Below are 26,999 nucleotides of genomic sequence, written 5' to 3'. Positions count from 1 at the left end.
AGGACTAGAATCCTCGTCCAAACTGGCCCCAGAACGATCTTTCGAGCTCGGTCCAGCGCTGCATGGCGCTGCGGGCAAAGTCGTTGGAGTAGCGGGTAACCAGCTCGCGGGCCTCCTTGTTTTTCCCCTTTTTCACCAGCTCCTTTACCTGCTCCTCTAGGGCGGGTTGTTCGGCTAGCGCCTTGGTTTCGAGGGTGGCCACCTCGGTTTCTATTGTCTTGCGGCTCTTTTGCCATTTAACGGTAGCCAGCTTGTTGGCCTTGCGGAAGCTCCATAGCGCGGCATCCTCGCGGTAGCGCTGCTGCCCGCAGATGCTGTAGCTGTCGGGGAGCGATAGGTTGCCCGAGTAGATGGGCAAACGGGGGCTTTGGCCGGGGTTATCAAACGAGAACCACGCCACGCCGCCAACCTCGTCGGGTAGCCAGTCGCGCAGCTGTATGATTTCGGAGTAGGAGCACCATGCTACAGATACTGTTCGCTGAAACTCTACCGATCCGGGCTTAAGGGCGTTGTAAATGGCTATTTCATCCTTACCCATCCAAGGGTTGGCGCCTTCGTACAGCACGGTATCCACCTTTTCTACCGATCCATCCTTCTTGTAGGTGGTTTTTACCACCTTTAGGTTCTTGGTCATGTCGTAGAAGGTGCCTTCGTAGGTGGTGCGGTATAGGGCAAACACATCCTGCACGGCTACCTTCTTCTCTGGCTTTACGGAGAAGGGGATTTCGTCGGCATCGTACTTAAGGTTGAGCGATGGGGCAAAGCTGCTAAGGATAAAGAACTCGCGGATGGTGAACGGCTTTTTGATGTGGCTAAAAGCCTTCCAGAATTTAAAAGGCGCGGTGCCGTCCCACAGCTTAAGGCGTTGCGCCACCTCCTTAACGTTGTCCGATGCCATAAAGTAGTCGGGCTGGGAGAGGTCTATCTCGCCGATGCGCGAGAAGTTGGCCGATACGCCCACATGATCGTCTGGTATGCGCTGTGCGGCCCATACGCCACCGATGTGGTCGGGACCTTCGCCGAACACCTCGAATAGCCAAACCTCCTTTTTGTCGGCAATGGTAAGGCTTTCGCCCCAGTCGCCGTAGCCGTACTGCTTAACGAGCGATCCCATAAGCTTAATGGCCTCGCGGGCGGTGGTGCATCTCTGAAGGGCTACGCGCTGCAGCTCCTCGATGTTGAACATCCCCTTTTCGTTAACCAGCTCCTTGCGTCCCACGATGGTGGTTTCGCCCATGCCCAGCTGCTTTTCGTTGAGGCAGGGGTAGGCGGTGTTTAGGTAGCCGTAGGTTTGGGCAACCTGAGGGATGGAGCCTACCAGGGTAAGCCCGTTTTTGTCGTTTACGCTTTCGGTTTTGAGCGTTCCCTTGTACACCAAGTGCCTGGCGGTGTCGGCAAAGGTGGCAGCAGGCACCACGTTTAGCCAGGTGCGGTAGCTGCCGTCGCAGGTGTGGCTGGTAATAACCGACTTGTCGATGGTGGCCTTTTTGCCCACCATGATGCTGGTGCAGGTCTCCCCAAAGTAGGGATCGCTGGGCTGCGAGTAGGCGCTTAAGCCTGCCATCATCCCCAGCCATAGGAGTACAACTCCCTTTATTCTTTTATTCATCCCGGTAAGATGTTTAATGGTTAGAAGCATCCGCATGGATAGGCGTAGCGCTAGCCATGTGGCCTTTTAGGTTGCAATGTATGCGATTTCCTGTTAACGCTGCAATGCTAGCCATAATCTGCCATATACCGAAAACAACGGCCGACTATTTTTAGGAAAAAGGGGGAACGAGAAGGGGACGAGGCTTAGCTCCGAATGGGCGGCTTTGATGCGCAAGGAATGGTAGCGTTACACCCTTTTACCAATGGCTGCTACCTAAGAATCACGCGCTGGGAGGTAGCCTAGCGGCAGCGCTGTAGGATGGAGGGGCATTTAAACCGAAAGAGGCCACCTCAAGCCGAAGTAGCCTCCTTAAAATCACAAAAAGTCCGATTAGGCTTTATAAAAAGCAAGCTACTTGTCAGAACCCGGTTTTTTGTTACGCTTAATGTCGCTGATGCGCGTGCCTCCAACCTTTTCGTACTCGATGCTGTCTTTACCAAACTTAACTGCTGCAGATGATAGAATGTTTGCGCAGAAGGTGTCAATCTTCTTTTCGATTTTCTCAAGTGCAAACTGCTGCTCGTCGATATCGGAGAGTAGCGTGTTGTAGTTTTGAAGCATCGTGTCGCATGTCTTTACCAAGCTTTCGGCCTCTGCTGCTGTAATCTCGTTACCAAGATCGAGCTTAGGATCGATAGATGTCATTCCCGAAAGTCGTAGCTTTAGATTATCTAGCGAGGTAGATGTTCTTTTTGCTCGTGCCATAAATACCTCCTTTCCGCTTTAAGTTATAAAATCATTTTACTTTCGTCATAAACAGGTAGGCTCTGCTCTTTTGACCGTTAGTATAAGGCAAACGCCCTTTTCTAAGCTGCATGACCTACAGTCTATTCCGGATGTTAATAATTTAGGAACGTGCTTCTAAAAAAATGGTTCAAAAAAGTGGCGGGTTTTTTGTTGCCACGTAGGCTGCCAGGTAGCCACCTCGTTAGCAGGCGTTGTTAGCAGCAGCAGGGAGCCTCCGCCAAGCGTTTATGCAGCCGCTTCCCGTTGGTGGGGTGTGGCTACGTCCTAACCGAACTTGCTTAGCGCATTTCCGTTGGTACAGCGCTCCTCTTATTAAACCGATAGCCCCAACGGTAAAGACCGTTGCTCTTAGCCATTGATGGGTTGGCGATAACCATTGATTGCTTCGAGCAAACCATCGACGGTTTGGAGCAAACGTTGCGTGGTTAGGAGCAAACCATCGACAGTTTGGAGCAAACGTTGCGTGGTTAGGAGCAAACCATCGACGATTTGGAGCAAACGTTGCGTGGTTAGGAGCAAACCATCGACAGTTTGGAGCAAACGTTGCGTGGTTAGGAGCAAACCATCGACGATTTGGAGCAAACGTTGCGTGGTTAGGAGCAAACCATCGACGGTTTGGAGCAAACGTTGCATGGTTAGGAGCAAACCATCGACGATTTGGAGCAAACGTTGCATGGTTAGGAGCAAACCATCGACGATTTGGAGCAAACGTTGCGTGGTTTGGAGCAAACCATCGACGGTTTGGAGCAAACGTTGCGTGGTTAGGAGCAAACCATCGACGGTTTGGAGCAAACGTTGCGTGGTTTGGAGCAAATCATCGAAGGTTTGGAACTCGCTTACCTGCTTATTGCCAGTATATTGTAGGTGATTTTTCCTGCTAAGAGGGCGATGGGTTTTGTGAGAAGCAGGTGTTCGGACCGTTGTTTCTCGAAGTCGAAATTTAGGCCTGCTGCCATAGAAGGAGGGGTGGAGCCCTTCATTTCGATTACGGTGTGCTTGTAGTTGAGGGTGGTGAAGGATAAAGCAGTAGGCGTACTGTAGGAGTTGAGGCTGGGGCGGAATAGTTGGATCGTTTAGCTGAGTTCCGAATACGGCTGCTGTCGCTTTTCTAGCCGCTGCGCGAAGCGGCATTGAAGCAGCTAGGCCGATGCTCGTAAACAAAAGGAGGGGCAATGATTTGCCCCTCCTGTAGGTTGTTCCAAAATCTACCTTGTATGCAACGGCTATAGCGTAAAGCGCATACCAATGTATGCCTTACGTCCCATAAGCGGTCCCCACACCGACGACGAGTTGAACGACGATGAGAAGGGAGAGTCAGCAGATATGATAGGGTTCTTTTGGGTGTAGTCGCCAATGTTTTCGCAGCCTACGTAAACGTCAAACTTCTTGAATTTGCGGGTTACCTGCCCAAAGAACATGGGGTAAACGGGCGAATACTCGTAGTCGGCATTCACGTTGTCGCCAAGGTTGGGAAGGCGAACCTGTCCGTTTAGCTGAGCGGTAAAGTCGAAGGTCCACTTGTTCATGCGGGTTGCGTACTGCAGGTTGATAAGCGCCTTAAACTTGTCGACAAGCGGCTTGGTTACAAAACCTTGATTCTTTAAGTCGACTTTGGCTTGGGTGTAGCGGTAGGTCATAAAGATGCTGAATCGTTCGATAGGCGCCACGTTCAAATCGGCCTGGATGCTGTTGGTGTACGAGCGTCCGTCGAGGTTATATAGGCTAACTACGGCCGAGTTGAACTCCTGATCGACAATGAGCTGGTTCTTGAAGTGAGTACGGAAGGCGTCGAGGCTTATTGATGCGCGCTCGTCGTTGAATAGCTTAAAGTACTTCACTAGGCTGGCTCCGTAGGTCCAAGCGTCCTCAATCTTTAGGTCGTTATCTACCGCAATTTGGCGGCCTGTAGCCAAGATTCCGAGGTTGTCGGAGATGGGGTTGGGAGAGCGGTATCCGCGTCCGCCCGAAGCACGGAAGGTTAGCTTGTCGGTAATATCCCACTTAACGTTGGCACGGGGAGTAAACAGCCATCCGTAAATGCTGTTATGGTCGGCACGCGCGCCAGCAATAAAGGTAAACTTGTCGTTAAGCGATAGGGTGTACTCGCCAAAAGCACCGGCTACGGTTTCGGTTTTATCGAGGTTGCTGATGGCTGTTTTCATATCGTTGATGCTGGTAGCACCTTTCGCAAAGTACTTGTCGGTAAGCAGCTCCTTGTAAATGTCGTGGCGGATGCTGGCCCCTACGGTGTACTTGTTGCTCGGATTAAACCCGCCTTGGAACAGCACGTTGGCAAACGCCGAATGCATCTTGGCGTCGTAGCTCTTAATTCCGAAAATCGAGTTTTGATCGTGAAAGGTGTAGTCGGCAACAAATGCTAGGCTCTTTTCTACGTGGTTGCACTTTTCGGTATGTCCTTCCTCGGCATGCTCATGCTCGTGGTCGTGATCTTCGGTGCACGCCTCTCCGTTATGCTCGTGCTTGTGCTCTTCGGCGCTGGCACCTCCCTTGTGGTCGTGGTCGGCCTCAGCCTTTTCGTGATCGTGATCCTCGGTACAACCTTCGTCGGTACACTCATCATCCTCGTGATTGTGCTTTGGACCGATAGGAATGCCGAACTTAAAGTAGGTATTCACCTGCTTGTTGTTAATCTTCGAGGTGTATCGTCCCAAACCAAAGTTATTTACCGTTGATGCGCTATTCATTTGACCTCCGTCGCGTTCTTCGGCCAGCAGCTTAAAGCCGGCACGCAGCTGTGCGCCGTTATCGGCCATGTATAGCCAGCGGTTGGCAACGTTTACCTGCTTTGCAATGGGTAAATCGGTAAATCCATCCTTGTTGTGGTCTAGCTTCTGAGGGTCGATGGAGGCGTGCAGCAAGGTAACGGTGCTAAGCTTGTTGTTGAGCTGCAGCGAGGAGGCTACGTTGGCCTCGGTACGTCCTTCGCTCCCTAAAAAGAGGTTCACAAAAAGAGGCTCCTTGGCGGTTGGCTTGCGGTGCTCTACGTTTATTTGGCCGGTAATTGCTTCATAGCCGTTAACAACCGATCCGGGACCTTTGGATACCTGAATACTCTCCAGCCATTGGCCAGGAGTGTAGGTAAGCCCGTAGGGCGAGGCGATACCGCGCATCACGGGGCGGTTTTCGTCGAGCATTTGGGTGTAGGTACCTGCAAGTCCAAGCATCTTGATTTGGCGGGCACCCGAAACGGCATCGCTAAAGCCGACGCTTACGCTGGCGGTGTTCTCGAAGCTTTCGGCTAGGTTACAGCAGGCCATCTTGCATAGTCCCGATGCGGTGATAACCTCCGTTTTAAGCGAGGTTAGGGCAAGTATGGTGCTTCCTTTCTGCCTTCCGGCTACCACCACCTCGTCGAGGCGTACGTTTTCGGGCGAGAGCACAAATTCTACCTCGGCCATACCCGGCTTAATGGCTAGGGTGTCGGCCTTAAATCCCATGGTTTTGGCCACTAGGTGCTTTGCTCCCTTGGGGTGGTTAATGCTAAATGTCCCGTCGATGTTCGATTGAACGCCGATGGTTGTTCCTGCCCAGTATATGTTGGCAAATGCAAGCAGCTCTTGCTTGCTGTTGGTTAATCCTTTTACTTTGCCCCTTACATTTCCTTGGGCAAAGGTGGTTACTGCAGCCATGCATAGTATAAGCACGACAAGTAGTGTACGTAATTTCATCTGAATAAAAATATTTTCCCAATTGGATGTAGTTTGCATGGTAGCTGTTAGCCGCAGCTCGTAGCTAGCCATGCGAAATACATGCTGATTAATGATGAGCTAGAACGCATGTGGTAGGCATGCAAAGCCACCGATAGCCGTCGCTAGCTGGTTGATGTGCTGAAATATCAGCTTGTATGGATGTGAGTTTACATCTCCCTAGCAGAATGCAGGGGGAGCACGAAGCGATAAGCCGCCTGTTAGGAGCAGCTCCTTGATGGGCGTTGCTTGGGTATTGTAAGCTATCTTGGAATGTACCTCAAGTACATTTGACGATTCCTCGTTGTAGGTTTCGTGAAGAAGTATAAAGGGAAGATCTACGGCTGGTGCCTCTGCCAAGCTGGTGCTTTTCCCGTTGCTAATGTGGTTGGTGTAGACATTTTTTGCAATGCAGCCGGAGTCGGTACAGCCCTTAGACTCTTTAGGAGCGCAACCATCCTTGTCGTGATTCTTGCAGCAGTCTACCAGAATGTCCGAAACATTGTGGTTATGCTGGCTGATGGTGTCGGTACAAAAGTCTTTTAGATGGTGATGATGATGGGGGACAAAAGAGGCTGCTAGCACAAATAGGTAGGCCAGCAAAAGCATTGTTGATATTCTTTTCCTCTTTTCCATATCGCGGGTAAAAGTATTCTTTCCAAGGGGAAGTTCCAAATTCTTTTACCTGTAAAGCGCTACTTTATTAGAAAAGGATGGTTAACAGGTGGGGTGCTGTTGGTAAAATAACCTAATTTTTAGGTGGGATGGAGCAAATATTTTGCAGAATGTTTGGAATCAAAAAAAATAGCCTATATTTGCATCAGTTCAATAATCCTTTCCAAAGGGTTGTTTGAGTTATAAAGAAGAGTGGAGAGAATAGGCTCGTCGAAACTCTAGCAACCTTCCCTCACGGGGAGATGGTGCTAAAACCTACCCAATATTGGGGTTTATAATTTAAAAACAACAGCATGAAATCAGAAATTTACTTCCTACAAGTTTTCTCTGCTGTGGCAACAGGTAGCGCTGCTACAATGCCACGAATGCGCTAGCCGCGCGAAATCTCATCCCTATATGCTTGGCGATGTTTAGAATGTTGCCGCATGTCTTTTCGTAATCCTTAGCCGTTCGCTAGGGCTAATCCGTTACAAGTTTTTTATTGCCTCCTCTTCTGGAGCTAATTTGTTTTGTCGCAAAAAGTTGCGACCCGGGAAACCTATATAAAAAATTGAGATCATGTCAACAAACAAGCTACATTTCGATACACTACAAGTACACGCAGGGCAGGAAGTCGATCCAACCACCAATTCTCGTGCTGTGCCCATCTATCAAACAACGTCGTATACGTTTAACAGCTCCGAGCATGCGGCTAACCTTTTTGGTCTTAAAGAATTTGGAAATATATATACGCGCTTGATGAATCCAACTACCGATGTGTTCGAGAAGCGAATCGCAGCACTGGAGGGTGGCGTTGCTGCCCTGGCTGTCGCTTCCGGGCACTCGGCTCAGTTCATCGCCATTAACAACATCCTAAAGATTGGAGACAACTTCGTCTCTTCTCCTTTCCTTTATGGAGGGAGCTACAACCAGTTTAAGATCTCTTTTGCCCGTATCGGCGTGGAGGCTCGCTTTGCTGCGAGCGAAAAGGTCGAAGATTTTGAGGCACTAATTGATGAGAATACCAAAGCTTTATATGTCGAGTCGATCGGAAACCCTTCTTTTGTGGTGCCCGATTTTGAGAAGCTAGGCAAGCTGGCCGCCAAGCATGGAATCCCGCTTATTGTGGATAATACCTTTGGTGCTGGAGGCTATATCGTTCGTCCGTTGGAGCACGGTGCCAACATTGTGGTCGAATCGGCTACCAAGTGGATTGGCGGACACGGCACATCGATGGGCGGCGTGATTGTCGATGGCGGTACCTTTAACTGGAACAATGGCAAATTTCCTGAGATCGCGGAACCACAAGATGCTTACCACGGCCATTCGTTGTGGGAGCTGTTTGGAAACGCCTCCTTTATATTAAAGGCTCGGTTGGAAGGCCTTCGCGATTGGGGCGCTACGATTAGCCCATTTAACTCATTCCAGCTGCTGCAGGGCCTCGAAACGCTTTCGCTGCGTGTTGATAGGCACAACAGCAACGCCCTAAAGATTGCCAACTGGCTCGATGCGCACGCTAAGGTTAGGAACGTTATCTACCCCGGATTGGCCTCGCATCCAAGCCATCAGGTTGCCAACCGATACCTCCTGAATGGTTACGGCTCGGTGCTTTCGTTCGAGGTTAATGGAAGTAAGGAGCAAACCATAAAGTTTGTCGATAGCCTTAAGCTGATAAGCCACCTAGCCAACGTGGGCGATGCAAAAACGCTGATTATTCAGCCATCGGCAACCACCCATGCGCAGCTAAACGAGGAGGCTCAGCGTGGTGCGGGCGTTACGCCATCGTTGCTACGACTATCGGTTGGGATAGAGTATGTCGATGATATCATCAACGATCTGGAGCAAGCTTTTAATGCCATCGAGCATTCGCAGTCGCCAGCAGGCGAGAAGCAGGTCGCTAATCTACTATAGTAAATGAATAAGCATCAGTTTAACCTAGGGAGAACCTTTCCGCTCGAGAGCGGAGAGGTTTTACCTGACCTTACCATTGTTTACCACACCGCTGGCGCAGTAAACTCCAGCGCCGATAATGTGGTTTGGGTTTGCCATGCGCTTACCGCCAACTCCGACGTGGAGGATTGGTGGGAGGTGATGGTAGGCGAGGGGAAGTTCTACGATACGCGTCGGTACTTTGTGGTGTGCGCCAACGTGGTTGGATCGTGCTATGGTACTACTGGTCCGCTATCGGTAAACCCAATAACGGGGAAGCCCTACTACTTAAGCTTCCCGCAGATTACGGTGCGCGATTTGGCCAACGCGCACGAGGTGCTCCGTGAGCATCTGGGCATATTAAGAATACACACCCTTGTTGGTGGATCTATTGGCGGCTTTCAGGCGTTGGAATGGGCCATTTCCAATCCCGATGTTTGCAAAAATCTGGTGTTTATTGCCAGCAACGCGCGTGTTACACCGTGGGCTACCGCATTTAACGAAAGCCAGCGGCTGGCCATTAGAGCCGACAAAACCTTCTTTGACGAAACGCCAGAAGGCGGACGTGACGGCTTGAAGGCGGCGCGTACGATGGCCTTGGTAAGCTACCGCAGCTACGAAGGGTACAACCAAACGCAACCCGAACAGGACGATAACGCGCTAGAGGCATCGCGCGCATCATCCTACCAGCAGTATCAGGGCGAGAAGCTGGTTAACCGATTTGATGCCTACTCGTACTATACCCTAACTCGAATTATCGACACTCACAATGTGGGTAGGGGGAGAGGTGGCGTTCCAGCCGCACTTGCCCGCATAAAAGCCAATACGCTGCTTGTGGGCATCGACTCCGACTTCCTTTTCCCTATTCAGGAGCAGCGTGAGATGCAACAGCATATTCCCAACGCCCACTTTGTGGGCATCTCGTCGGCCTTTGGGCACGACGGCTTTTTGCTCGAGTACAAGCAGCTGGCTGCTGTAATCGATACGTTTTATGAAAAGGCTAATGTAACAACTTGTGTAAACGATTAAATCTGTTCGGCTATGGAAACTTTGACAATCGAATCTGATAAGAAATGCGGCAGTAAGCTCAGAGCGAAGCTTACCATCGGCCTCTTTGGCTTTGGCGTGGTAGGCGAAGGGCTCTACCATGTGCTAAAAAACAGCCGTACCGTCGATGCTACTATTAAAAAGGTATGCATTAAGCATCCCGAAAAGGAGCGTAACGTAGCGGAGAACTTCTATACCGTAGATGCCAACGATATTATAAACGACGACGAGATAAACCTGGTGGTAGAGCTGATTGACAACGCCGACGAGGCGTACCAAATTGTGAAATCGTCGCTGCTAAAGGGGAAAAGCGTTGTTTCGGGCAACAAGAAAATGCTAGCCGAGCATCTCCCCGAGCTGATAGAGATTCAGCGTACCCACAACGTGTCGCTGCTATACGATGCCAGCGCATGCGGAAGCATTCCCGTAATCCGCAACCTAGAGGAATACTACGACAACGACCTCCTCAAGTCGATTACTGGCATTTTGAACGGCTCGTCCAACTTTATTCTTACCAAGATATTCCTCGAAAATGGCGATTACGATACAGCGCTTAAGCAGGCGCAGGACTTGGGCTTTGCCGAGAGCAACCCCGCCTTCGACGTGGAGGGCTACGACTCGATGTTTAAGCTAATCATTATTACGCTGCATGCATTCGGAACGCTTGTAAAGCCCGAGGAGATCTTCAACTGCGGCATTCCTAACCTCGCCCCATGCGATATTCAGTACGCCAAAGAAAAGGGGTTGAAGATTAAGCTGGTGGCTCAGGTGAAAAAAATCACCGAGGATTCGTTCACCATGTACGTAATGCCCAAGCTGGTGGCCCCCGACGACTACATCTACTCTGTAGAGAACGAGTACAACGGGGTGATTATCGAGGGCGAGTACTACGAGAAGCAGTTTATGTTTGGCAAGGGCGCCGGCGCATTCCCAACGGCATCTTCGGTACTTTCGGACATTACCGCACGCGCGCACAGCTACAAGTACGAGTATAAGAAGCACACCTTCTTTACGCCGCCGGCCTACACCACCGATACCGAGGTGCAAATCTATCTTCGCTACCGCGAGAGCCTCGCGTTTAGCCATTTCGACTTCGAAAACATAACCGAGAAGTACTCGTCGAGGGAGTACAGCTATGTGATCGGAACCATAAAGCTCTCCTCGCTGCAAAAAATAAAGAACCTGCTTCCCAAGCTGGATGTCTTTATTGCAGCCATCGACTAAAACAAACTGCTAGATTCTATACAGCGCTTGGGGTTACCACGGGAGTGGTGCCCCTTGCTTTTTTACTGCCAAGTTGTCGTGCCGCCTTTTGGGCCAAGACCGAACAAAGACCGAAGGAAGACCGAACCTACACCGAACCTATACCAAAGTTTTGTTGCTGACAATTTGTCATAAAAAGAGAGCGGCGAACATCCATCCGCTCTCTTTTGTTTGATTTAAACCCAAACAGAAGGCGCTATGATTGATAAGACAATTCAAATAGACGAGCTGGTGGAGCGGTATCCCGCAGCCGTAAAGTATTTAATGGATAGGGGGATTAAGTGCGTCGTATGCGGCGAGCCCATTTGGGGATCCCTCGAGGAGGTTTGTCTTGCAAAAGGATTCGACCAGGCCGATATTCAGCAGTTCGTAAGCGAGTTACGCCAGCTTGCTTTGGAGTAGCAAATAAAAGATGGCAATCTCGGCGCAAATGTTTGCAAATATAGTTGTAATGTGTAACTTGTGTCCCCCAATTTTGAAGGGCCGACTTAATTATTAATCGTTAAAAATTAGGAATATGGGTGCTTTTCACGCTTACGACATAAGAGGTGTTTACAACAAAGATTTCAACAAGAACGACGTATACCGCATGGGATACTTCCTTCCTCGCCTGCTTAATACCAACAAAATTTTGGTAGGAAGAGATGCTCGCGAATCTTCGCCCGAAGTTTACGAGTACCTTGTTAAAGGAATCAACGATGCTGGTGCAGATGTTTTTGATATCGGATTGGCTACCACTCCGCTTGTTTACTATACCACCGCAAAGCTGGGCTTTAAGGCTTCGGTTCAGATTACCGCTTCGCATAACCCTAGGGAGTATAACGGCTTAAAGATATCGCGCGAGAATGCGCTTCCTGTGGGCTACGACGCTGGCTTAAAGGAACTCGAGCAGCTGGTTAAGTCGGGCGAGGTGGTTGTTGCCGAAAAACGTGGAGTTGTAACGCCGGTTAAGGTAAAGGAGGAGTATCTCGAGTTTCTTCGCGGAAAGCTGCAGGATATTTCCAACCTTAAAATAGCCGTAGACTGCTCCAATGGTATGGCTGGGCTATTCATTCACCAAATTCTTGGCGATGCGCCCGCCTACATCTATGACGATGTGGACGGAACCTTCCCAAACCACGAGGCCAACCCGCTGGTACAGGAAAACGTGGCTGACTTAAAGGCTCTGGTTGCCGAAACCGGCAGCGATATCGGGGTTATCTTCGATGGAGATGCCGACCGCGTAATGTTTGTTGATGAAAAGGGCCGTTTCGTTTCGCCCGATTTAATAATAGCGCTTCTAGGCCACTACTTCTTAAAGGATATGCCTGCAGGACAGAAGGTGCTACAGGACATCCGCTCCTCGAAGGCCGTAGGAGAGTACCTCGTAAAACATTTTGGTGTAGAGATGCATACCTGGCGTGTAGGGCGTGCCTACGCAGCGATAAAGTTACGCGAGATTGATGGCGTATTTGGCGGCGAGCTCGCTGGCCACTACTACTTCAGAGACTTCTTCTACTCCGATTCAGGAATTCTAGCCTCCATTCTTACGCTCAACGTTGTGGCCGATTTTAAGCGCAAGGGCGTTGCATTCAGCCAGCTCGTCGACGAAATTGGTACTTATCATAATTCTGGTGAGATAAATTTCAAGATACAGCAGAAGCAGGAGGCCATGGATGCCATTAAGAAGCATTTTGAGGAAACGGAGACTCCGACCGCCTTCTACGACTTTGATGGGTACCGAATTGAGTTTGCCGACTGGTGGTTAAACGTTCGCCCTTCAAACACTGAGCCTTACTTGAGATTTCTAGCCGAGGCCACCTCGGAGGATAAGCTCAATAAGATTGTAGAGCAAGCAAGACAGATAATTGCAAGTTATAAGTAAAACAAAAGGAGATGCTAACAGTATCTCCTTTTTTTATGCAATAACTATTTCAATTGTTATAAAAGTATGTTTTTAAACCTTAATTTATTTGTTTTTCTAAATATGAAAAGTGGCCGCTATCCAATACATTTGCTTCAAAATAACTAAAGGTCTCGCATCGATGAAAAAATATCTGCGTTTACAGTTTCTTACTCGGCGGAGAATTGAAGCAGGAGCGTTTTTGTTGGTTTTCTTTATCTTCTTTGGCTTTTTGGGAGGCCGAATGGGAACGGCAAACCTTATAAATACGATAATGGCAACGGCGTATGATTTGCTGCTTAAAACGGTGCTCTACATCATGGCAATTACCGTACTATCGGGTGCATTAAGTCGTTTGCTCATAGAGTTTGGGGTAATACGTCTTCTGGAGTATATCTTCAAACCTTTAATGGGACCAATCTACCGGCTTCCAGGTGTTGCCGCTCTAGGTGGTATTATGACTTTCTTTTCTGATAATCCTGCAATTATTGGCCTGCTAAAGGATAAAAACTTCAACCAATATTTTAAACCTCACCAGCTGGTATCCCTTACAAATTTTGGTACCGCATTTGGAATGGGATTGGTTGTGGTAACATTCATGGCTAGCTTGGGGTATTTTACGTCGGCAGTTGTTGGAATTATTGGAGCAGGCTTTGGAGGGATGATCTCCACTCGGTTAATGCAGCGGAGCATAAAGAATAGCCCCTACCTACGCGAGGCCAAACCAAGCGGCGGAAGCGCCGAGAAAATATCTTTTAAAACGGAAGGTAGCCTTTTCCTTCGCTTCTTAAACTCGATTTTGGATGGAGGAAAAACAGGTGTTGAGCTAGGTTTGGCTATTATCCCAGGTGTACTAATTATCTCTACCTTGGTGATGATTCTTACCTTTGGACCTGCAAATCCCGCAGCAGGCTATCAGGGGTTGGCCTACGAAGGGGTGAGGGTATTGCCTTGGTTAGCTGGACAAGTTAGCTGGTTTTTCGATTTCTTCTTTGGCTTTAAGCATCCCGAGTTAATAGCATTCCCGATCACCTCACTAGGTGCTGTTGGTGCCGCTCTTGGTCTTATGAAGCAGTTTATTTCGGCTGGATTTATAGACGGAGGTGTGGTTGCTGTTTTTACTGCGATGGGTATGTGCTGGAGCGGATTTCTAAGTACCTATACGGCCATGTACGACTCTATCGGTTATCGAGGACTGCTCTCTAAGGGTTTGGTGGCTCAAACGATAGGCGGCCTTTGTGCTGGGGTATTTGCTCACTGGCTGCATGTCCTTTTATCTATGTTTATCACATTCTAAAAATAGGAACAAGAGCCCTCGATTGAGGGCTCTTACATTTTTATAAGCTTCCCTTTTCCCGTTATTTTACTTTTTATCAGAGGATTTCCTCTGTAGTATACATTTCCCATTCCGCTAATGCTAACGTTTAGAGAATCGGTTACGTAGATCTCTAAGTTGTTACTTCCACTTTGAACGATTGTACCTTTTTTTACCTCTAGTTGTGATAGCAGTATGGGGCCAAACGATTGGCCTGCATTGTAGTAAAGGGTGTCGGCTCTCCCAACAATTTCCACCTTGCTGGTCGATTCGCGAAGTATGAGGTTAAGTTTATTTGTACTGATCGACGCAGACATATCTCCAGAGCATTGTGGCAGCAAAATGCTTAACGAGTCGGATATGTGGCTGCTTAATATGTAAAAGTTGCGGCCTGTTGATGTTTCTAGCTTGTTTAGCTGCTTTGTGTAGATCTCCATTCTGGTTACTCGCGAAGAACTTCTTACAAAATCATATCCGTTTTTGTCTTTTACTGTAAGTGTCCCATTGTAAACATCCGTTTTAATTTTGGGGAGGATGTTTTTTCCTGCCGAAACAATAGCTCTCGAAGCGGTATCTTGAACTACTATTTTAAATTCAACGTTTTCGAGTATCCTTATCTCTTTGAAATCGTTAAGCTCTCGCGAAACGGTTTTCGTGTGTCCTACAGGCTTAAGGATGTCCCATGCATCAGGACTGTTACAGCTACAGAGGAGCACAATTACTGGTAATATGTAAATTCTTTTCATCATTGAATAAATTTGTATCCAACTCCAAATTCAATACAATCTGCATTAAACCAGTTGGTTCTTAACGCAACTTGTAGATTTGTTCTCGGAAATACTTCGTATCTTAATCCCAGACGCTGGTAGATAGTTCCTGCTGTTTTATAGTACGAGTAAAGGTTGGTCCCCATTTGGATGCTTGTGCTAAACTTGCTGTACCTCATAAGGTAGCCAACGGTTACTCCCGTTTTTATCATTTCAAATTTTGAAACATTGTCTCCATTTATTCTTGCAAGTTTCCAATGCGACTCGTCAAGTATTATATCCCAGTTTGCAGTAATCCCAGTATGTAGGTTTAGCGGCTTGTACAGCTCATTGCTAAGAGTATAAACCGGATAATGTCCAACGCCATCAGGAAAAACATCTTTTGAACTAAAGCTAAAAAAAGTGGAGAATGATATTTTATGGCTGTAGTTTAATTTTTTGTAAGGCAAGAAGCTCCGCCCTTTAGAGAAGTTGTAGGTAGTTCCAACGTTTATATTTGGCATGTTTATTCCTGCATTTGGGTTATTGGTGGATCCATTAGACATGTGGGAAAAGGCTAATCCTAAGTTGATTAAGGTGTGTCTACTCACTTTTATGCTAGAACGGAGTTCAAATTTGGCCGCTGCATTAAAGTGCGAACCAATGCCTACATTTTTATAGTTGGATAGCCTATCCCAAGGCTTTGTTACATACGCAGCACCTATTGCAGCTTTGAGGTAGATATTTCCCCATTTCTGAGGTGATAATAGGGGGAAGGCAATGTAAGGCTGAAGCGCATATGCTTTACCCATGTAGTTGGGGCTACCTAAATCGTAGAAGCTAAATGCTATTCCATACTCTGGATAGTTGTAGTAGCCTTCCCAGTTTTTTTGTCCGTCTGTTTTTATGGCGTAGGCAGCTTCAAGTCCCCAAAGTTTACGTTCGTACATGGCTTCCATTTTAGTATGATGAGCCCATAAGTATCCTGAGAATAGGGTGATATTTAATCTCGCTCTATTTACCTTTAACGAATCTACAGGTAGTGCTGTAAATGGAAAAATAGATATAAAGCTTGCTATAAGTAAAATATATATTACCGGTTTTCTTCTTTTATCGGACATTGGCTGGGTGATTTGTTTTGTATATAGTATTTAACAAACTAGGTTCAGGAAAAGTTAGTAAAAAAGGGCTAATTTTATTGCTTATTTATGCGCATTTTAGCAGAAGGCTTAAATTTGTGGTAATAGATTTGTTTACATAGTTGTAGAGTTATACCTTTGGAAATTGAAGCGTAGTGTGTAAAAAAGCAAGTATTGCGCTGGTTAAGTTGAACGCAATTTTTATTACATCAAAATAATTCCATTATGGCTAATTTCAAACCTCAGCCCGGTGTTATCTGGGGCGATGCAGTTCAAGAGCTTTATGCTTACGCAAAGGAAAAAGGATTCGCTATTCCTGCTGTTAACGTAACTGGAACTGATACTGTTAACGCTGTTCTTGAGGCAGCTCGTGAGGTAAATTCTCCTGTGATTGTACAAGTTTCAAACGGAGGTGCTTCTTTCTTTGCAGGTAAAGGTCTTAGCAACGATGGACAGAAGTCCGCTATTGCAGGGGCTATTTCTGCCGCACTTCACGTTCATAACGTGGCTGAATCTTATGGAATTCCTGTAATTCTGCACACCGATCATGCTGCCGTTAAGCTTCTTCCTTGGATTGATGGCCTTTTGGATGCAGGTGAAAAATTCTTTGCTGAAAAGGGTAAACCTTTGTTTAGCTCTCACATGCTAGACTTTTCAGAAGAGTCGCTAACCGAAAACATTGAACTATCTAAGAAGTACCTTGCTCGTATGGCTAAGATGGGGATGACGCTAGAAATTGAACTTGGCGTAACTGGTGGTGAAGAGGATGGTGTTGACAATTCTCATGTAGACGTTTCTAAGCTTTACACTCAGCCAGAAGAAGTTGCTTATGCCTACGAAGAGTTAAGCAAAATTAGCCCTCGTTTCACAATAGCAGCCTCATTTGGTAACGTACACGGTGTTTATAAGCCTGGTAACGTAGTTCTTAGCCCAGAAATATTGAAGGCTTCTCAAGAGTACATTCAGGCAAAGTACAATACCGCAGCAAAGCCTGTCGATTTTGTATTCCACGGAGGATCAGGATCTGAAAAGTCTAAAATTCATGAGGCAATAGGATATGGTGTTATCAAGATGAACCTTGATACTGATATCCAATGGGCATTCTGGGATGGAATTCGTAAGTACTATGTTGCTAAGGAAGCTTACCTACAGGGACAACTTGGCAATCCAGAAGGCGAAGATGCTCCAAATAAGAAATACTACGATCCTCGCGTTTGGTTACGTAAAGGCGAAGAATCTGTAATTGCGCGTTTGAAAGAATCTTTTGCTGATCTTAATGCAATCAACGTTTTAGGCTAGTTATAGCTTTATTTATATTCAAAAGGTTACCTTCGGGTAGCCTTTTTTGTTTATATATTGTTGATTCATAGGATATGTATTAATTGAATGCAATTTATTGCACAAAAAATCATGAATTATCCTTGTTTTAACTTTGAATGTCCTATTTTTGTCTTGTAAAATACAGAAAACACAGTTAAACAAACCAAGAGGATAAGTATTATGTGTGGAATCGTTGCATATGTAGGTCATCAGGAGGCATATCCTGTCATCATAAAGGGTTTGAAGAGATTAGAGTATAGAGGTTATGATAGTGCTGGAATTGCTCTTATTAATGGAGGTCTAAATGTTGTAAAAAAGAAGGGAAAGGTTGTTAATCTTGAGGAGTATGCCGAGAATACAAATTTGAATGGCCATGTTGGAATCGGTCATACAAGATGGGCTACACATGGAATTCCCAGCGATGCTAACTCTCACCCTCACACTTCAGGTGATGGAACTATTGCTCTTGTTCACAATGGAATTATTGAAAATTATTTGACTTTAAAGTCTGATTTAGAAGCAAAAGGGCATATTTTTAAAAGCGAAACAGATACAGAGGTTCTGGTTCATTTTATCGAAGATATTAGAAATCAGCTAAAGTGCGACTTGGAGGAGGCTGTTAGAGTTGCGCTTACTCGTGTAGTTGGTGCCTTTGCAATTGCCGTAATCACAACAAACGAACCAACAGTTCTAGTTGCTGCACGCCGAGGTAGCCCTCTGGCTGTAGGTATTGGAGAGGGCGAATTTATTCTAGCATCTGACATTACTCCAATAGTAGAGTATACATCAAAAGTTATCTACCCTAAAGATAATGAGATGGTTGTTGTTAATGGCGTGGACTATAAGTTAGTTGATCTAAATAATAATGTGTTAGAGCCTTATGTGAAAGAACTCGATTTTGAGCTTGCTAGCATTGAGAAAGGTGGTTTTGAGCATTTTATGTTGAAAGAGATCATGGAGCAACCTCGAACTTTTCATGATTGCTTACGTGGTAGGGTAAAGGCTGATGAATCTATTATTAAGTTAGGTGGAATTAGAGATTATATTGACGATATTCGATCGGCAAGGCGAATAATGATTATTGCATGTGGTACCTCTTACCATGCTGCTCTTGTTGCTAAGTACCTGTTTGAAGATTTGGCAGGTATCCCTACGGATGTTGATTTTGCTTCTGAATTTCGTTACCGTAAGGTTGTAATTGATGATCAAACGGTTGTTTTGGGAATCTCGCAATCGGGTGAAACTGCAGATACAATTGTGGCGCTCGAAAAGGCGAAAGCAAAGGGTGCTAAAGTTTTAGGTATTTGTAATGTTGTTGGATCATCAATTGCTCGCATGACAGATGCTGGCATTTACACGCATGTTGGTGTAGAAATTGGGGTGGCAAGTACGAAAGCTTTTACGGGGCAGCTTGCAATAATTTATATGTTAGCACTGCTTATTGCAAAAGAGAAAGGCAATATTGATTATACAAAGTATAAGTACTTAGTTCACGAGTTAACACAAATTTCCTCTAAAATAGAGGAAGCTTTGAAGAGTTCTTATTCCGCTGTTGAACGAGTTTCTGCAGCTTGCAAGAATGCATCTAGCATGATCTACCTTGGACGAGGATTAAACTATCCTATCGCATTAGAAGGAGCTCTTAAGTTAAAGGAAATTACTTATATACATGCAGAAGGGTATCCTGCTGCCGAGATGAAGCACGGTCCGATAGCTCTTATTGATGAAAATATGTTTGTTGTTTTTATAGCTCCAAAAGATAAAACTTATGAAAAAATAGTTTCGAATATTCAAGAAGTTAAATCTCGGTCAGGGAAGGTTATCGCAATTGTAACCAAGGGAGATAGAACCATTTCTGAAATGGCGGATTATACTATTGAAATTCCTGAAACGGATAAGCTGTTTACTCCAATACTCAACATTATACCTCTTCAACTTTTAGCCTATCAGGTTGCTAAATTACGTGATTGCAATATTGATCAGCCACGAAATCTCGCAAAATCTGTAACTGTAGAGTAAAATGGGATTCATTAAGAGATTTGATGCGCAGCTTTTGGGCTACGACTTTATAGAGAGAGAACATCTCCCAGAAGGGAAGGATGAATACTATATACGCTATCAGCAAAAGCCAAAGAATGGTTTCCGAAAGCTTACGGGGCAGGAAGTAGATATGTTAGTTCGAAACGGAAACATGTCTGATAATTGGGATACGGTGCTTGTTGATGCTCCTTTTAATCCTGGTCTGGTTAGGAACTGCATCTTTTTTGGGCTTGTTCGAATTGGAAAATTGGAGCCTCAGTGCCTAGAGTATCACGATTTGAGGCTTCCTGTAGGGCTTTACAACTCCATGATAATATCGAGCGATATTGGGAATAATGTTGCTATTCACAATGTCGGTTATCTTTCTCATTATATTATTGACGACGAAACGATGCTGTTTAATATCAATGAGATGGAGGTTTCTCCGAAGGCTAAGTTTGGCAATGGAATTATTAAAGATGGAGAAACAGAAGATAAGCGGTTGTGGATGGAAATCTGCAATGAAAATGGAGGTCGTAAAGTATTACCTTTTGATGGTATGCTAACAAGTGATGCTTACCTTTGGTCTAAATATCGTGATGATAAGGAGTTGATGAGTTGTTTTAAGGAGATTACAGAAAACTCTTACTCTTCATTACGCGGATTTTACGGTAAGGTAGGAAAAGGTTGTATTATTAAGAGCACAAAAAGCATTAAAGATGTAAATATTGGGGATTCAACTTATATCAAAGGGGCTAATAAACTGAAGAATTTAACAATTAACTCTTCCGATGATAGTCCAACTCAGATAGGTGAAGGAGTTGAACTTGTTAATGGAATAATTGGCTACGGATGTAAAGTCTTTTATGGAGCCAAAGCTGTTCGTTTTGTAATGGGAGTTAACTCATCACTTAAGTATGGAGCTCGATTGATAAACTCTTTTTTGGGAGAAAACTCTACAATTTCGTGCTGCGAAGTGCTTAACTCTTTAATTTTTCCAAGCCACGAGCAGCATCATAATAACTCGTTCCTAATTGCCGCATCGATATTTGGACAAACTAATATTGCAGCGGGTGCAACCATTGGCTCTAATCATACATCAAGGGCAAACGATGGTGAAATCACAGCGAAAAGGGGATTTTGGGCTGGTTTATCAACGACATTAAAGCACAATAGCCGTTTTGCTTCCTTTACAATTTTGGCAAAAGCCAACTACCTACACTCTTTGGATATTCGCTATCCTTTTGCTCTTGTTGCTAATAATGAAGCCGAAAATAGGTTGGAGATAATTCCTGCTTACTGGTGGAGATATAACATGTATGCCATAGAGCGAAATACATGGAAGTTTGTAAAGCGAGATAATCGAAAGGTTGTAGAACAAAAGTTTGAATACAACTACTTAGCTCCCGACTCTGTTTCGGAAATTCTAGATGCCATTTCCAGTTTAAAGCAGCTAGTTGCAATCGAGTTTAAGGGTAATGATGCTAATGCATCTAATTTTGAAAAATTGGCAGATGCTGCCATTGCAGATGGCTACAATCCTACCTCCATTACAGTAAACAACTTGGGCTTTGAAGCGTCAAGACGTAATGTCTTGATAAAAAAACCAGTGCTCGCAATTGCAGCTTATCAGGATATGGTAAGATACTATGCCTTAAATGTATTTTTAGAATATCTAAAAACGAATAGGTTAAATATTCGTACTATTTTAAATCTTTCTTCAGATAAGGCTGAAAAATGTTGGGTTAATCTAGGTGGGCAGATTGTAAAATGCTCTTTTGTCGAAGATTTAAAACGTCGAATAAAGAAGCGAGAGTTTGATAGTTGGACTCAAATTCATCAAGAGTATAGATCTCAGGATGCAAGTTACTTATACGATAAAGTTTTACATGCCGTATATGCTTTGGAGGTGATTTCAGGTAAAGGAGTTGATGAAGAAATACTTAAAAATTTAGCGGTTGCCGGTAAAGGGCTTGCTGAATATGTAAAAAAACAAATTTATGCATCGAGGCTAAAGGACTATCAAGATCCATTCCGTAAGATGTTGTATGATAACGATGAAGAAATGGATCAGGTTCTTGGTGGAATGCATGAAAACGAATTTATTGATTACTCAATAAAGCAGTATGACGAGTTGCTTTCTGATATTGACAGGATATTTGTCTTTTAAATTTTCATTTTAAGATAATGCCTGTGTCCAATTTTTGGGATATAGACATAAAAAAAGAGGAACTGTAATGTCCCTCTTTTTTATTAAAGCGATTAAATTAATCTCCGAATGATATTCCAATTCCCTTTGCTGCAGAAACCAAAGCGCTATCTGGTTGAACGAAGTTAGGACGATCTACCGCCTCTAAGAATGGAACGCCAATAATTTCAGGGTGACGGTAAGCTACCATTTCACCAAACTTGCCTTCAAGAACAAGCTCAAATGCTTTTACTCCGAATTGAGTTGCAAGAATACGATCATAGGCAACAGGGCTACCTCCGCGTTGAAGGTGTCCAAGAACTGTTTCTCTCATGTCCGCTTCAACTCCAGCAGCCTTTAGTTCTTTCATTATTTTTGAGGCAATGCCACCTAAACGAAGGTTTTCGTAGCCAACTTCATCTGGCTTTTCGTAAACCATTGTACCATCCTTGGCAAGAGCACCTTCAGCAACTACTGCAATGGCAAATCCTCTGCCCTTATTGTAGCGAGAGTTGATTTTCTCTGCAACTTTGGTAATATCGTATGGAATTTCAGGAATCAAGCACACGTCTGCTCCTCCTGCAATTGCTGCGTGAAGTGCAATCCAACCTGCATTGCGTCCCATAACCTCCATGATAAGAACACGGTTGTGAGATGCCGCAGTGGTTACAAGACGATCGATGCCATCTGATGCAATTTGAACGGCAGTTTGAAAACCAAAAGTGTAGTCAGTCGACGATAGGTCGTTATCTATTGTTTTTGGAACACCAACTACATTCAGCCCTTTTTCAAATAGGGATTGAGAAATTTTCTGAGATCCATCACCACCGATAGATATAACAGCATCAATTCCAAGGTACTGAATCTTTCTGATCATTTCATCTGATCTGTCGATGAACGAGTAAGTTCCATCAGCATTCTTTACAGGCCAAGCAAAGGGGCCTCCCTTATTGGTTGTGCCAATAATAGTACCTCCTTGAACGTGAATTCCTGCAACAGATTTTTCGTCAAGGACTTTTATTTCAGTTGGCTCTCTTAAAATTCCGTCGTAAGCTTGGATGCAACCTACAACTTCCCAATCTTTCTCTTGTGCTGCTCTTTTAACGATTCCGCGGATTACCGCATTTAAACCAGGACAGTCGCCTCCCCCGGTTACTACCATAACTCTCTTCATTTCGATGCATGCTTTATGTTCTCAAACGTCATTTATTGGCAAATCCAATAGGCGCGTAAGAGAATTCTTGATTTTCTTTTTCTCCAAATTTTGCCGCTCCAAAAATAAAAAATATCTGAATAGTAAAGGGGCTTTTTTATTTCAGATTATATTTTTTACAGTATTATGACTATTTGGAATTAATTTTGAAGATAGGTTTTAGCAAGTTAGAAATTAGATAACTTGACTTATTTCTTCTTAAAAAGTTGAAAAGACAGGGATGAATATGCCCATTTTGTTGCCGAAATATTCTTAGAATGAGTCCAAATAAGGTATATTTGCGGTGAAAACATGAAAAACGAGTTGTAATGCTGAAACCACAAAAAGTTACAGGTAAAATATATTGGCTTGGTGCCAACGATCGTAAAAAGCATCTTTTTGAGAATATGTGGCCACTTCCTAATGGTGTTGCCTATAGCTGCTATCTGATTAAAGATGAAAAAACGGCGCTAGTTGATACTATAGAATCAGGTGTATCAACCGAATTTGTAGATAAAGTAGAAGAGCTGCTGGAGGGACGTACGCTAGATTATCTTATCATTAATCACATGGAGTTGGATCATTCTGGTGAAATCAAGGCGATCATCCAGCGTTATCCGAATGTTAAAATAGTTGGTAATTCGAAGACTTTTAAGGTTGTAGAGGCATACTGGGGCGTTACGGAGAATCTTAAGCAAGTCGAGGACGGAGAGGAGCTATCTCTTGGATATCATCATTTGAAATTTGTTATGACGCCTTGGGTGCATTGGCCGGAGACGATGATGACCTATGATGTGACTGAGCAAGTTTTATTCTCGGGAGATGCCTTTGGCAGTTTCGGGACTCTTGATGGCGGAGTATTTGATGATGAGATTGAGTTTGCCTACTACGAGGAAGAAATGCGTCGTTACTTTTCGAATATTGTTGGGAAGTATGCGAATATGGTACAGAAGGCTTTCAAAAAGTTGGATGGAGTGCCTGTTAAGGCTGTTTGTCCGGTGCATGGTCCCGTTTGGCGATCAAATCCAGAAGTTGTTCTTGGTTTGTATGATAGATGGAGTAAAATGGAGGCCGAAAATGGGGTTGTGATTATATATGCCTCAATGTATGGTAACACGGAGCAAATTGCGGATCATATTGCTCGAAAAATTGCGGAGCAGGGCATCAAAAAAATAAGAATTCATGATGTTTCTAAAACCCATATATCTACGTTAATAAACGAAATTTGGAGGTATAAGGGAGTAATTCTGGGAAGCTGTGCATACAATAGCGAAATGTTTCCATTGATGGAAAATTTGACTCGAGAACTTGAACATATGGGTGTAAAAGGAAGAGAGTTAGGTTTATTTGGTTCATTTAGTTGGAACGGAGGAGGTGTGAAAAATCTCAAAAAATTCCACGAAAGTATTGGCTGGAATCTTGTTGCAGAGCCTGTTGATATTTATGGAATTCCAACGGCAGATAAGTATGCGCAATGCGATGAGTTGGCATTGGCAATGGCCGAAAAACTGAAATAAATGATTTTTTGATATAATAGAAGGAGGCGAAAGCCTCCTTTTTGTTTAAATTTGTTCTGAATCTTTAATAGTTGAAAATATGGAGTTTAGCCTACCAGTCGGTTTAGTGTTTACATCAGAGAAAAGAGTAGAATTTACCGATTCTGCAGCACATTATGGTTCTGGTTTAGTTGAAGTATTTGCTACGCCAGCGATGATTGCCCTTATGGAAAACGCGGCATTAAATGCTGTTGGTTCTTATTTGCCAGAAGGTTTTAATACTGTCGGTACAGAAATTTCTTCTACGCACATTAAAGCAACTCCAATTGGAATGTTAGTTAAGGCTACAGCAACGCTTACTGCGGTTGATGGTAAAAAACTGACATTTGACATTGTAGCAGAGGATGAAGAGGGGATTATTGGAAAAGGAACCCACTCGAGATTTATTATTGATACCGAAAAGTTTATGTCTAAGTTGACAAAAAAGTAGCATTATGGTTTTAGAACGGGATAGAAGCGATATTGTAGCATTAGGACTAGACCTTGGTGTGATTGAGGATCAGCTAAAGATGTTTAACGAAGGTTTTCCCTTTCTGTTTCTTCAAGCCCCAGCAATAATTGGAAATGGAATAATAAAGGTAGAAGAATATCTGCATGCTTATTATATTTCTAAATACGAGGCTTATAGTGGAAAAATTGTGAAGTTTGTTCCAGCTTCGGGTGCAGCAACCCGAATGTTTAAATCGCTATATGAAGCGATTGGACATTTTGATAAAGGGACGGATTGTTCATTCGTTTTCCGCGAATACCCTGATGTGAAACAGTTTTTCGATCGTATCGAAAACTTTGCATTCTATCCCGAACTTAAAAAACTGATGGATGTCAATGGTATTGACCTAGATGTGTTAAACTCTCAATCTTGTCAAGCTATACTTTCGTTGGTTTTAGAAGAGGTTGGTCTAAGCTATGGGAGTTTACCCAAGGGATTGATAAAATTTCATTCTTACGACAATGGAGGTAGAACTGCTGCTGCGGAGCATCTCTCAGAGGGAATGGCTTATGCCCAAACAAAGGACGGTAAAGTATTTGTTCATTTCACGGTTTCTCCTCAGCATTTAAATCTATTCAAGGATGAGGTGGGTAAAGCTACTTCTGCTTTATCAGAAAGTAATGTGAAATTTGTTGTTGACTATTCTATTCAAAAGCCAGAAACAGATACTATTGCAGTGAATTTGGACAACACCCCCTTTAGAGATCGCGACGGGAAACTTGTTTTTAGGCCTGCAGGTCATGGGGCGCTAATCGAAAACTTGAATGATATTGATGGTGATCTTATTTTTATAAAAAACATTGACAATGTTGTTCCTGATTCCTTGAAAGGAGAGACTATTCGTTACAAAAAATTGCTGGCTGGAATTTTGTTAGATGTTCAATCAAAACTTTTTAAGGTTTTGAAGTCTTTGACTGATGGTGAAATTATTGATGAAGACATCATAAGCTTACTGTCCCTCATTAATGAGGATAGTACGACCTATAAGTCGATGGAAAATGCCGCAAAGATAGATTATGTAAAAAAAATGCTCGACCGCCCAATTCGGGTTTGTGGAATGGTGAAGAATACAGGGGAACCTGGTGGTGGCCCTTTTATTGCCATCAATTCAGAAGGACATTCTTCCCTGCAGGTTGTCGAAAGTTCGCAAATTGACTTAAAATCTCCTGAGCAAAAGGCTATATTTGATAGTTCCACCCATTTTAATCCTGTAGATCTGGTGTGTGGTGTTAAACGTTATGACGGAAGTAAGTTTGATTTGCGAAACTTTAGGGATCCTAAGACTGGATTTATTTCTGTCAAAAGTAAGGATGGAAGGGAGTTGAAGGCGATGGAGTTGCCCGGTCTTTGGAATGGAGCAATGAGCAACTGGATTACGCTATTTGTGGAGGTTCCAATTGTAACATTTAATCCTGTAAAAACGGTAAATGACCTGCTAAGAAATGAGCATCAATAAAACCGTAGCTTACATAATCAAGACTGTATATTTAGCGCAAACGTTTGCATTATTGATGTATGTTTGTATTACTTAAAGCATACATTGTTATTTTTGCTGTTGTTTTATAATTTATTGGTGTAATGTTCTTATTTGTAGGTGTGTAAAATAAAAGCCATCCCAGATTTGGAATGGCTTTCTATTTTATGTTGAGATGAATTAGCCGTTAAAGTGGTATAGGAATACAATTTCACCGTCGTAGGCACTCTTCTTATTTCCGTCAATTTCTAGCTTTACACCAATTGTTGCCTTGGTTACGCCTCTTAAATTTACTGCGCTAACAACCTTTGCTACCAAACGAACTTTACTATCAACAAGTACTGGCTGGTTGAACTTTAACTTTTCAATGCCATAGTTTACTTGCAGCTTAAGATTGGAAACCTCCACTATCTGATCCCAAAGAAAGGGAAGTAGTGATAGGGTTAGGTAACCGTGAGCAATCGTATTCCCAAATGGAGATTCTTTTTGAGCCTTTTCTGGATCAGTGTGAATCCATTGATGGTCGATTGTTGCATCAGCAAATTGGTTAATTTGTGCTTGAGAGATTTGATGCCAGTTCGAAATGCCAAGTTCTTGGCCTACTAACTTTTCTAATTCCTCAAAACTTTTGATCGTAACTTTACTCATAGCAATTGCTTTTCCAAATTTTTTGCAATATA

At 44.2% G+C, this 26,999-nt stretch carries 21 protein-coding genes and 1 riboswitch; of the genes, 12 read left to right on the top strand and 9 right to left on the bottom strand.

Annotation, left to right across the window (positions count from 1 at the left end):
* Nucleotides 1–4: 4 nt before the first annotated feature.
* The 5 genes from L990_RS08120 to L990_RS08100 all read right to left on the bottom strand — a co-directional run bounded on the left by L990_RS08120 (nucleotide 5) and on the right by L990_RS08100 (nucleotide 6,741).
* Nucleotides 5–1,609: a dipeptidase gene (locus L990_RS08120; RefSeq protein ID WP_047447514.1), complete on the bottom strand. Its 1,605-nt coding sequence runs from the start codon at nucleotides 1,607–1,609 to the stop codon at nucleotides 5–7.
* Nucleotides 1,610–2,002: 393 nt separating this feature from the next.
* Nucleotides 2,003–2,356, bottom strand: a complete 354-nt coding sequence (locus L990_RS08115; protein ID WP_052180847.1) for a hypothetical protein — start codon at nucleotides 2,354–2,356, stop codon at nucleotides 2,003–2,005.
* A 390-nt stretch (nucleotides 2,357–2,746) separates the two neighbouring features.
* Nucleotides 2,747–3,559 carry a hypothetical protein gene (locus L990_RS08110; RefSeq protein ID WP_156121442.1) on the bottom strand — a complete coding sequence of 271 codons (813 nt, stop codon included), beginning with the start codon at nucleotides 3,557–3,559 and terminating at the stop codon, nucleotides 2,747–2,749.
* Nucleotides 3,560–3,621: 62 nt separating this feature from the next.
* Complete coding sequence (locus L990_RS08105; protein ID WP_047447558.1) at nucleotides 3,622–6,087, bottom strand: TonB-dependent receptor; 2,466 nt, start codon at nucleotides 6,085–6,087, stop codon at nucleotides 3,622–3,624.
* Between the two features lie 198 nt (nucleotides 6,088–6,285).
* Entirely contained in the window at nucleotides 6,286–6,741 is a 456-nt protein-coding gene (locus tag L990_RS08100) for a hypothetical protein (RefSeq protein WP_156121440.1), read from the bottom strand.
* A 216-nt stretch (nucleotides 6,742–6,957) separates the two neighbouring features.
* A riboswitch (SAM riboswitch) is annotated at nucleotides 6,958–7,061 on the top strand.
* A gap of 277 nt (nucleotides 7,062–7,338) precedes the next feature.
* Between L990_RS08100 and L990_RS08095 the strand changes: the two genes are divergently transcribed.
* The 6 genes from L990_RS08095 (at nucleotide 7,339) to L990_RS08070 (ending at nucleotide 14,177) form a co-directional block, all read left to right on the top strand.
* A complete protein-coding gene (locus L990_RS08095) occupies nucleotides 7,339–8,670 on the top strand; it encodes an O-acetylhomoserine aminocarboxypropyltransferase/cysteine synthase family protein (protein WP_047447508.1) in 1,332 nt (443 codons plus the stop codon).
* Nucleotides 8,671–8,673: 3 nt separating this feature from the next.
* Nucleotides 8,674–9,717, top strand: a complete 1,044-nt coding sequence (metX, locus tag L990_RS08090) for a homoserine O-acetyltransferase MetX (protein ID WP_047447506.1) — start codon at nucleotides 8,674–8,676, stop codon at nucleotides 9,715–9,717.
* Nucleotides 9,718–9,729: 12 nt separating this feature from the next.
* The gene (locus tag L990_RS08085) at nucleotides 9,730–10,959 is read left to right on the top strand and encodes a homoserine dehydrogenase (protein ID WP_052180845.1); all 1,230 of its coding nucleotides are present in this window, start codon (nucleotides 9,730–9,732) and stop codon (nucleotides 10,957–10,959) included.
* A gap of 237 nt (nucleotides 10,960–11,196) precedes the next feature.
* Nucleotides 11,197–11,400, top strand: a complete 204-nt coding sequence (locus L990_RS08080; RefSeq protein WP_047447504.1) for a DUF1858 domain-containing protein — start codon at nucleotides 11,197–11,199, stop codon at nucleotides 11,398–11,400.
* 115 nt (nucleotides 11,401–11,515) lie between these two features.
* Nucleotides 11,516–12,862, top strand: coding sequence for a phosphomannomutase/phosphoglucomutase (locus tag L990_RS08075; protein ID WP_047447501.1), 1,347 nt, complete (start codon nucleotides 11,516–11,518; stop codon nucleotides 12,860–12,862).
* 160 nt (nucleotides 12,863–13,022) lie between these two features.
* Nucleotides 13,023–14,177 (top strand): membrane protein, encoded by a 1,155-nt coding sequence (locus L990_RS08070; RefSeq protein WP_047447498.1) that lies wholly within the window; start codon nucleotides 13,023–13,025, stop codon nucleotides 14,175–14,177.
* 32 nt (nucleotides 14,178–14,209) lie between these two features.
* Here L990_RS08070 and L990_RS08065 read toward each other — a convergent pair whose 3' ends face one another.
* The gene (locus L990_RS08065; protein ID WP_081981650.1) at nucleotides 14,210–14,944 is read right to left on the bottom strand and encodes a GIN domain-containing protein; all 735 of its coding nucleotides are present in this window, start codon (nucleotides 14,942–14,944) and stop codon (nucleotides 14,210–14,212) included.
* Nucleotides 14,941–15,891, bottom strand: a complete 951-nt coding sequence (locus L990_RS08060; protein WP_231562263.1) for an acyloxyacyl hydrolase — start codon at nucleotides 15,889–15,891, stop codon at nucleotides 14,941–14,943. Before L990_RS08060 ends, L990_RS08065 begins: the two co-directional genes overlap by 4 nt.
* A 414-nt stretch (nucleotides 15,892–16,305) precedes the next feature.
* On the opposite strand from L990_RS08060, the gene fbaA reads away from it, so the two are divergent.
* The 3 genes from fbaA to L990_RS08045 all read left to right on the top strand — a co-directional run bounded on the left by fbaA (nucleotide 16,306) and on the right by L990_RS08045 (nucleotide 21,589).
* Nucleotides 16,306–17,379, top strand: a complete 1,074-nt coding sequence (gene fbaA, locus L990_RS08055; protein WP_047447491.1) for a class II fructose-bisphosphate aldolase — start codon at nucleotides 16,306–16,308, stop codon at nucleotides 17,377–17,379.
* Nucleotides 17,380–17,580: 201 nt separating this feature from the next.
* Nucleotides 17,581–19,419 (top strand): glutamine--fructose-6-phosphate transaminase (isomerizing), encoded by a 1,839-nt coding sequence (gene glmS, locus L990_RS08050; protein WP_047447488.1) that lies wholly within the window; start codon nucleotides 17,581–17,583, stop codon nucleotides 19,417–19,419.
* Nucleotide 19,420: 1 nt separating this feature from the next.
* On the top strand, nucleotides 19,421–21,589 hold the full coding sequence (locus tag L990_RS08045) for a DUF4954 family protein (RefSeq protein WP_047447486.1): 2,169 nt from the start codon (nucleotides 19,421–19,423) through the stop codon (nucleotides 21,587–21,589).
* 97 nt (nucleotides 21,590–21,686) lie between these two features.
* Here L990_RS08045 and L990_RS08040 read toward each other — a convergent pair whose 3' ends face one another.
* Nucleotides 21,687–22,781, bottom strand: coding sequence for a 6-phosphofructokinase (locus tag L990_RS08040; RefSeq protein ID WP_197057258.1), 1,095 nt, complete (start codon nucleotides 22,779–22,781; stop codon nucleotides 21,687–21,689).
* Nucleotides 22,782–23,128: 347 nt separating this feature from the next.
* Here L990_RS08040 and L990_RS08035 point away from each other — a divergent pair, with 347 nt between their 5' ends.
* The 3 genes from L990_RS08035 (at nucleotide 23,129) to L990_RS08025 (ending at nucleotide 26,301) form a co-directional block, all read left to right on the top strand.
* The gene (locus L990_RS08035) at nucleotides 23,129–24,316 is read left to right on the top strand and encodes an FprA family A-type flavoprotein (RefSeq protein WP_047447484.1); all 1,188 of its coding nucleotides are present in this window, start codon (nucleotides 23,129–23,131) and stop codon (nucleotides 24,314–24,316) included.
* 79 nt (nucleotides 24,317–24,395) lie between these two features.
* A complete protein-coding gene (locus L990_RS08030) occupies nucleotides 24,396–24,785 on the top strand; it encodes a thioesterase family protein (protein ID WP_047447482.1) in 390 nt (129 codons plus the stop codon).
* A gap of 4 nt (nucleotides 24,786–24,789) precedes the next feature.
* Nucleotides 24,790–26,301, top strand: a complete 1,512-nt coding sequence (locus L990_RS08025) for a DUF4301 family protein (protein ID WP_047447479.1) — start codon at nucleotides 24,790–24,792, stop codon at nucleotides 26,299–26,301.
* Nucleotides 26,302–26,499: 198 nt separating this feature from the next.
* On the opposite strand, the gene L990_RS08020 is transcribed toward L990_RS08025, so the two are convergent.
* Nucleotides 26,500–26,967, bottom strand: a complete 468-nt coding sequence (locus L990_RS08020) for a MaoC family dehydratase (protein ID WP_047447477.1) — start codon at nucleotides 26,965–26,967, stop codon at nucleotides 26,500–26,502.
* Between the last annotated feature and the right edge of the window lie 32 nt (nucleotides 26,968–26,999).

This window comes from Alistipes sp. ZOR0009 (assembly GCF_000798815.1).
Taxonomy (GTDB): Bacteria; Bacteroidota; Bacteroidia; order Bacteroidales; family ZOR0009; genus Acetobacteroides.
This window is presented reverse-complemented; position numbering and strand designations above follow the sequence as displayed.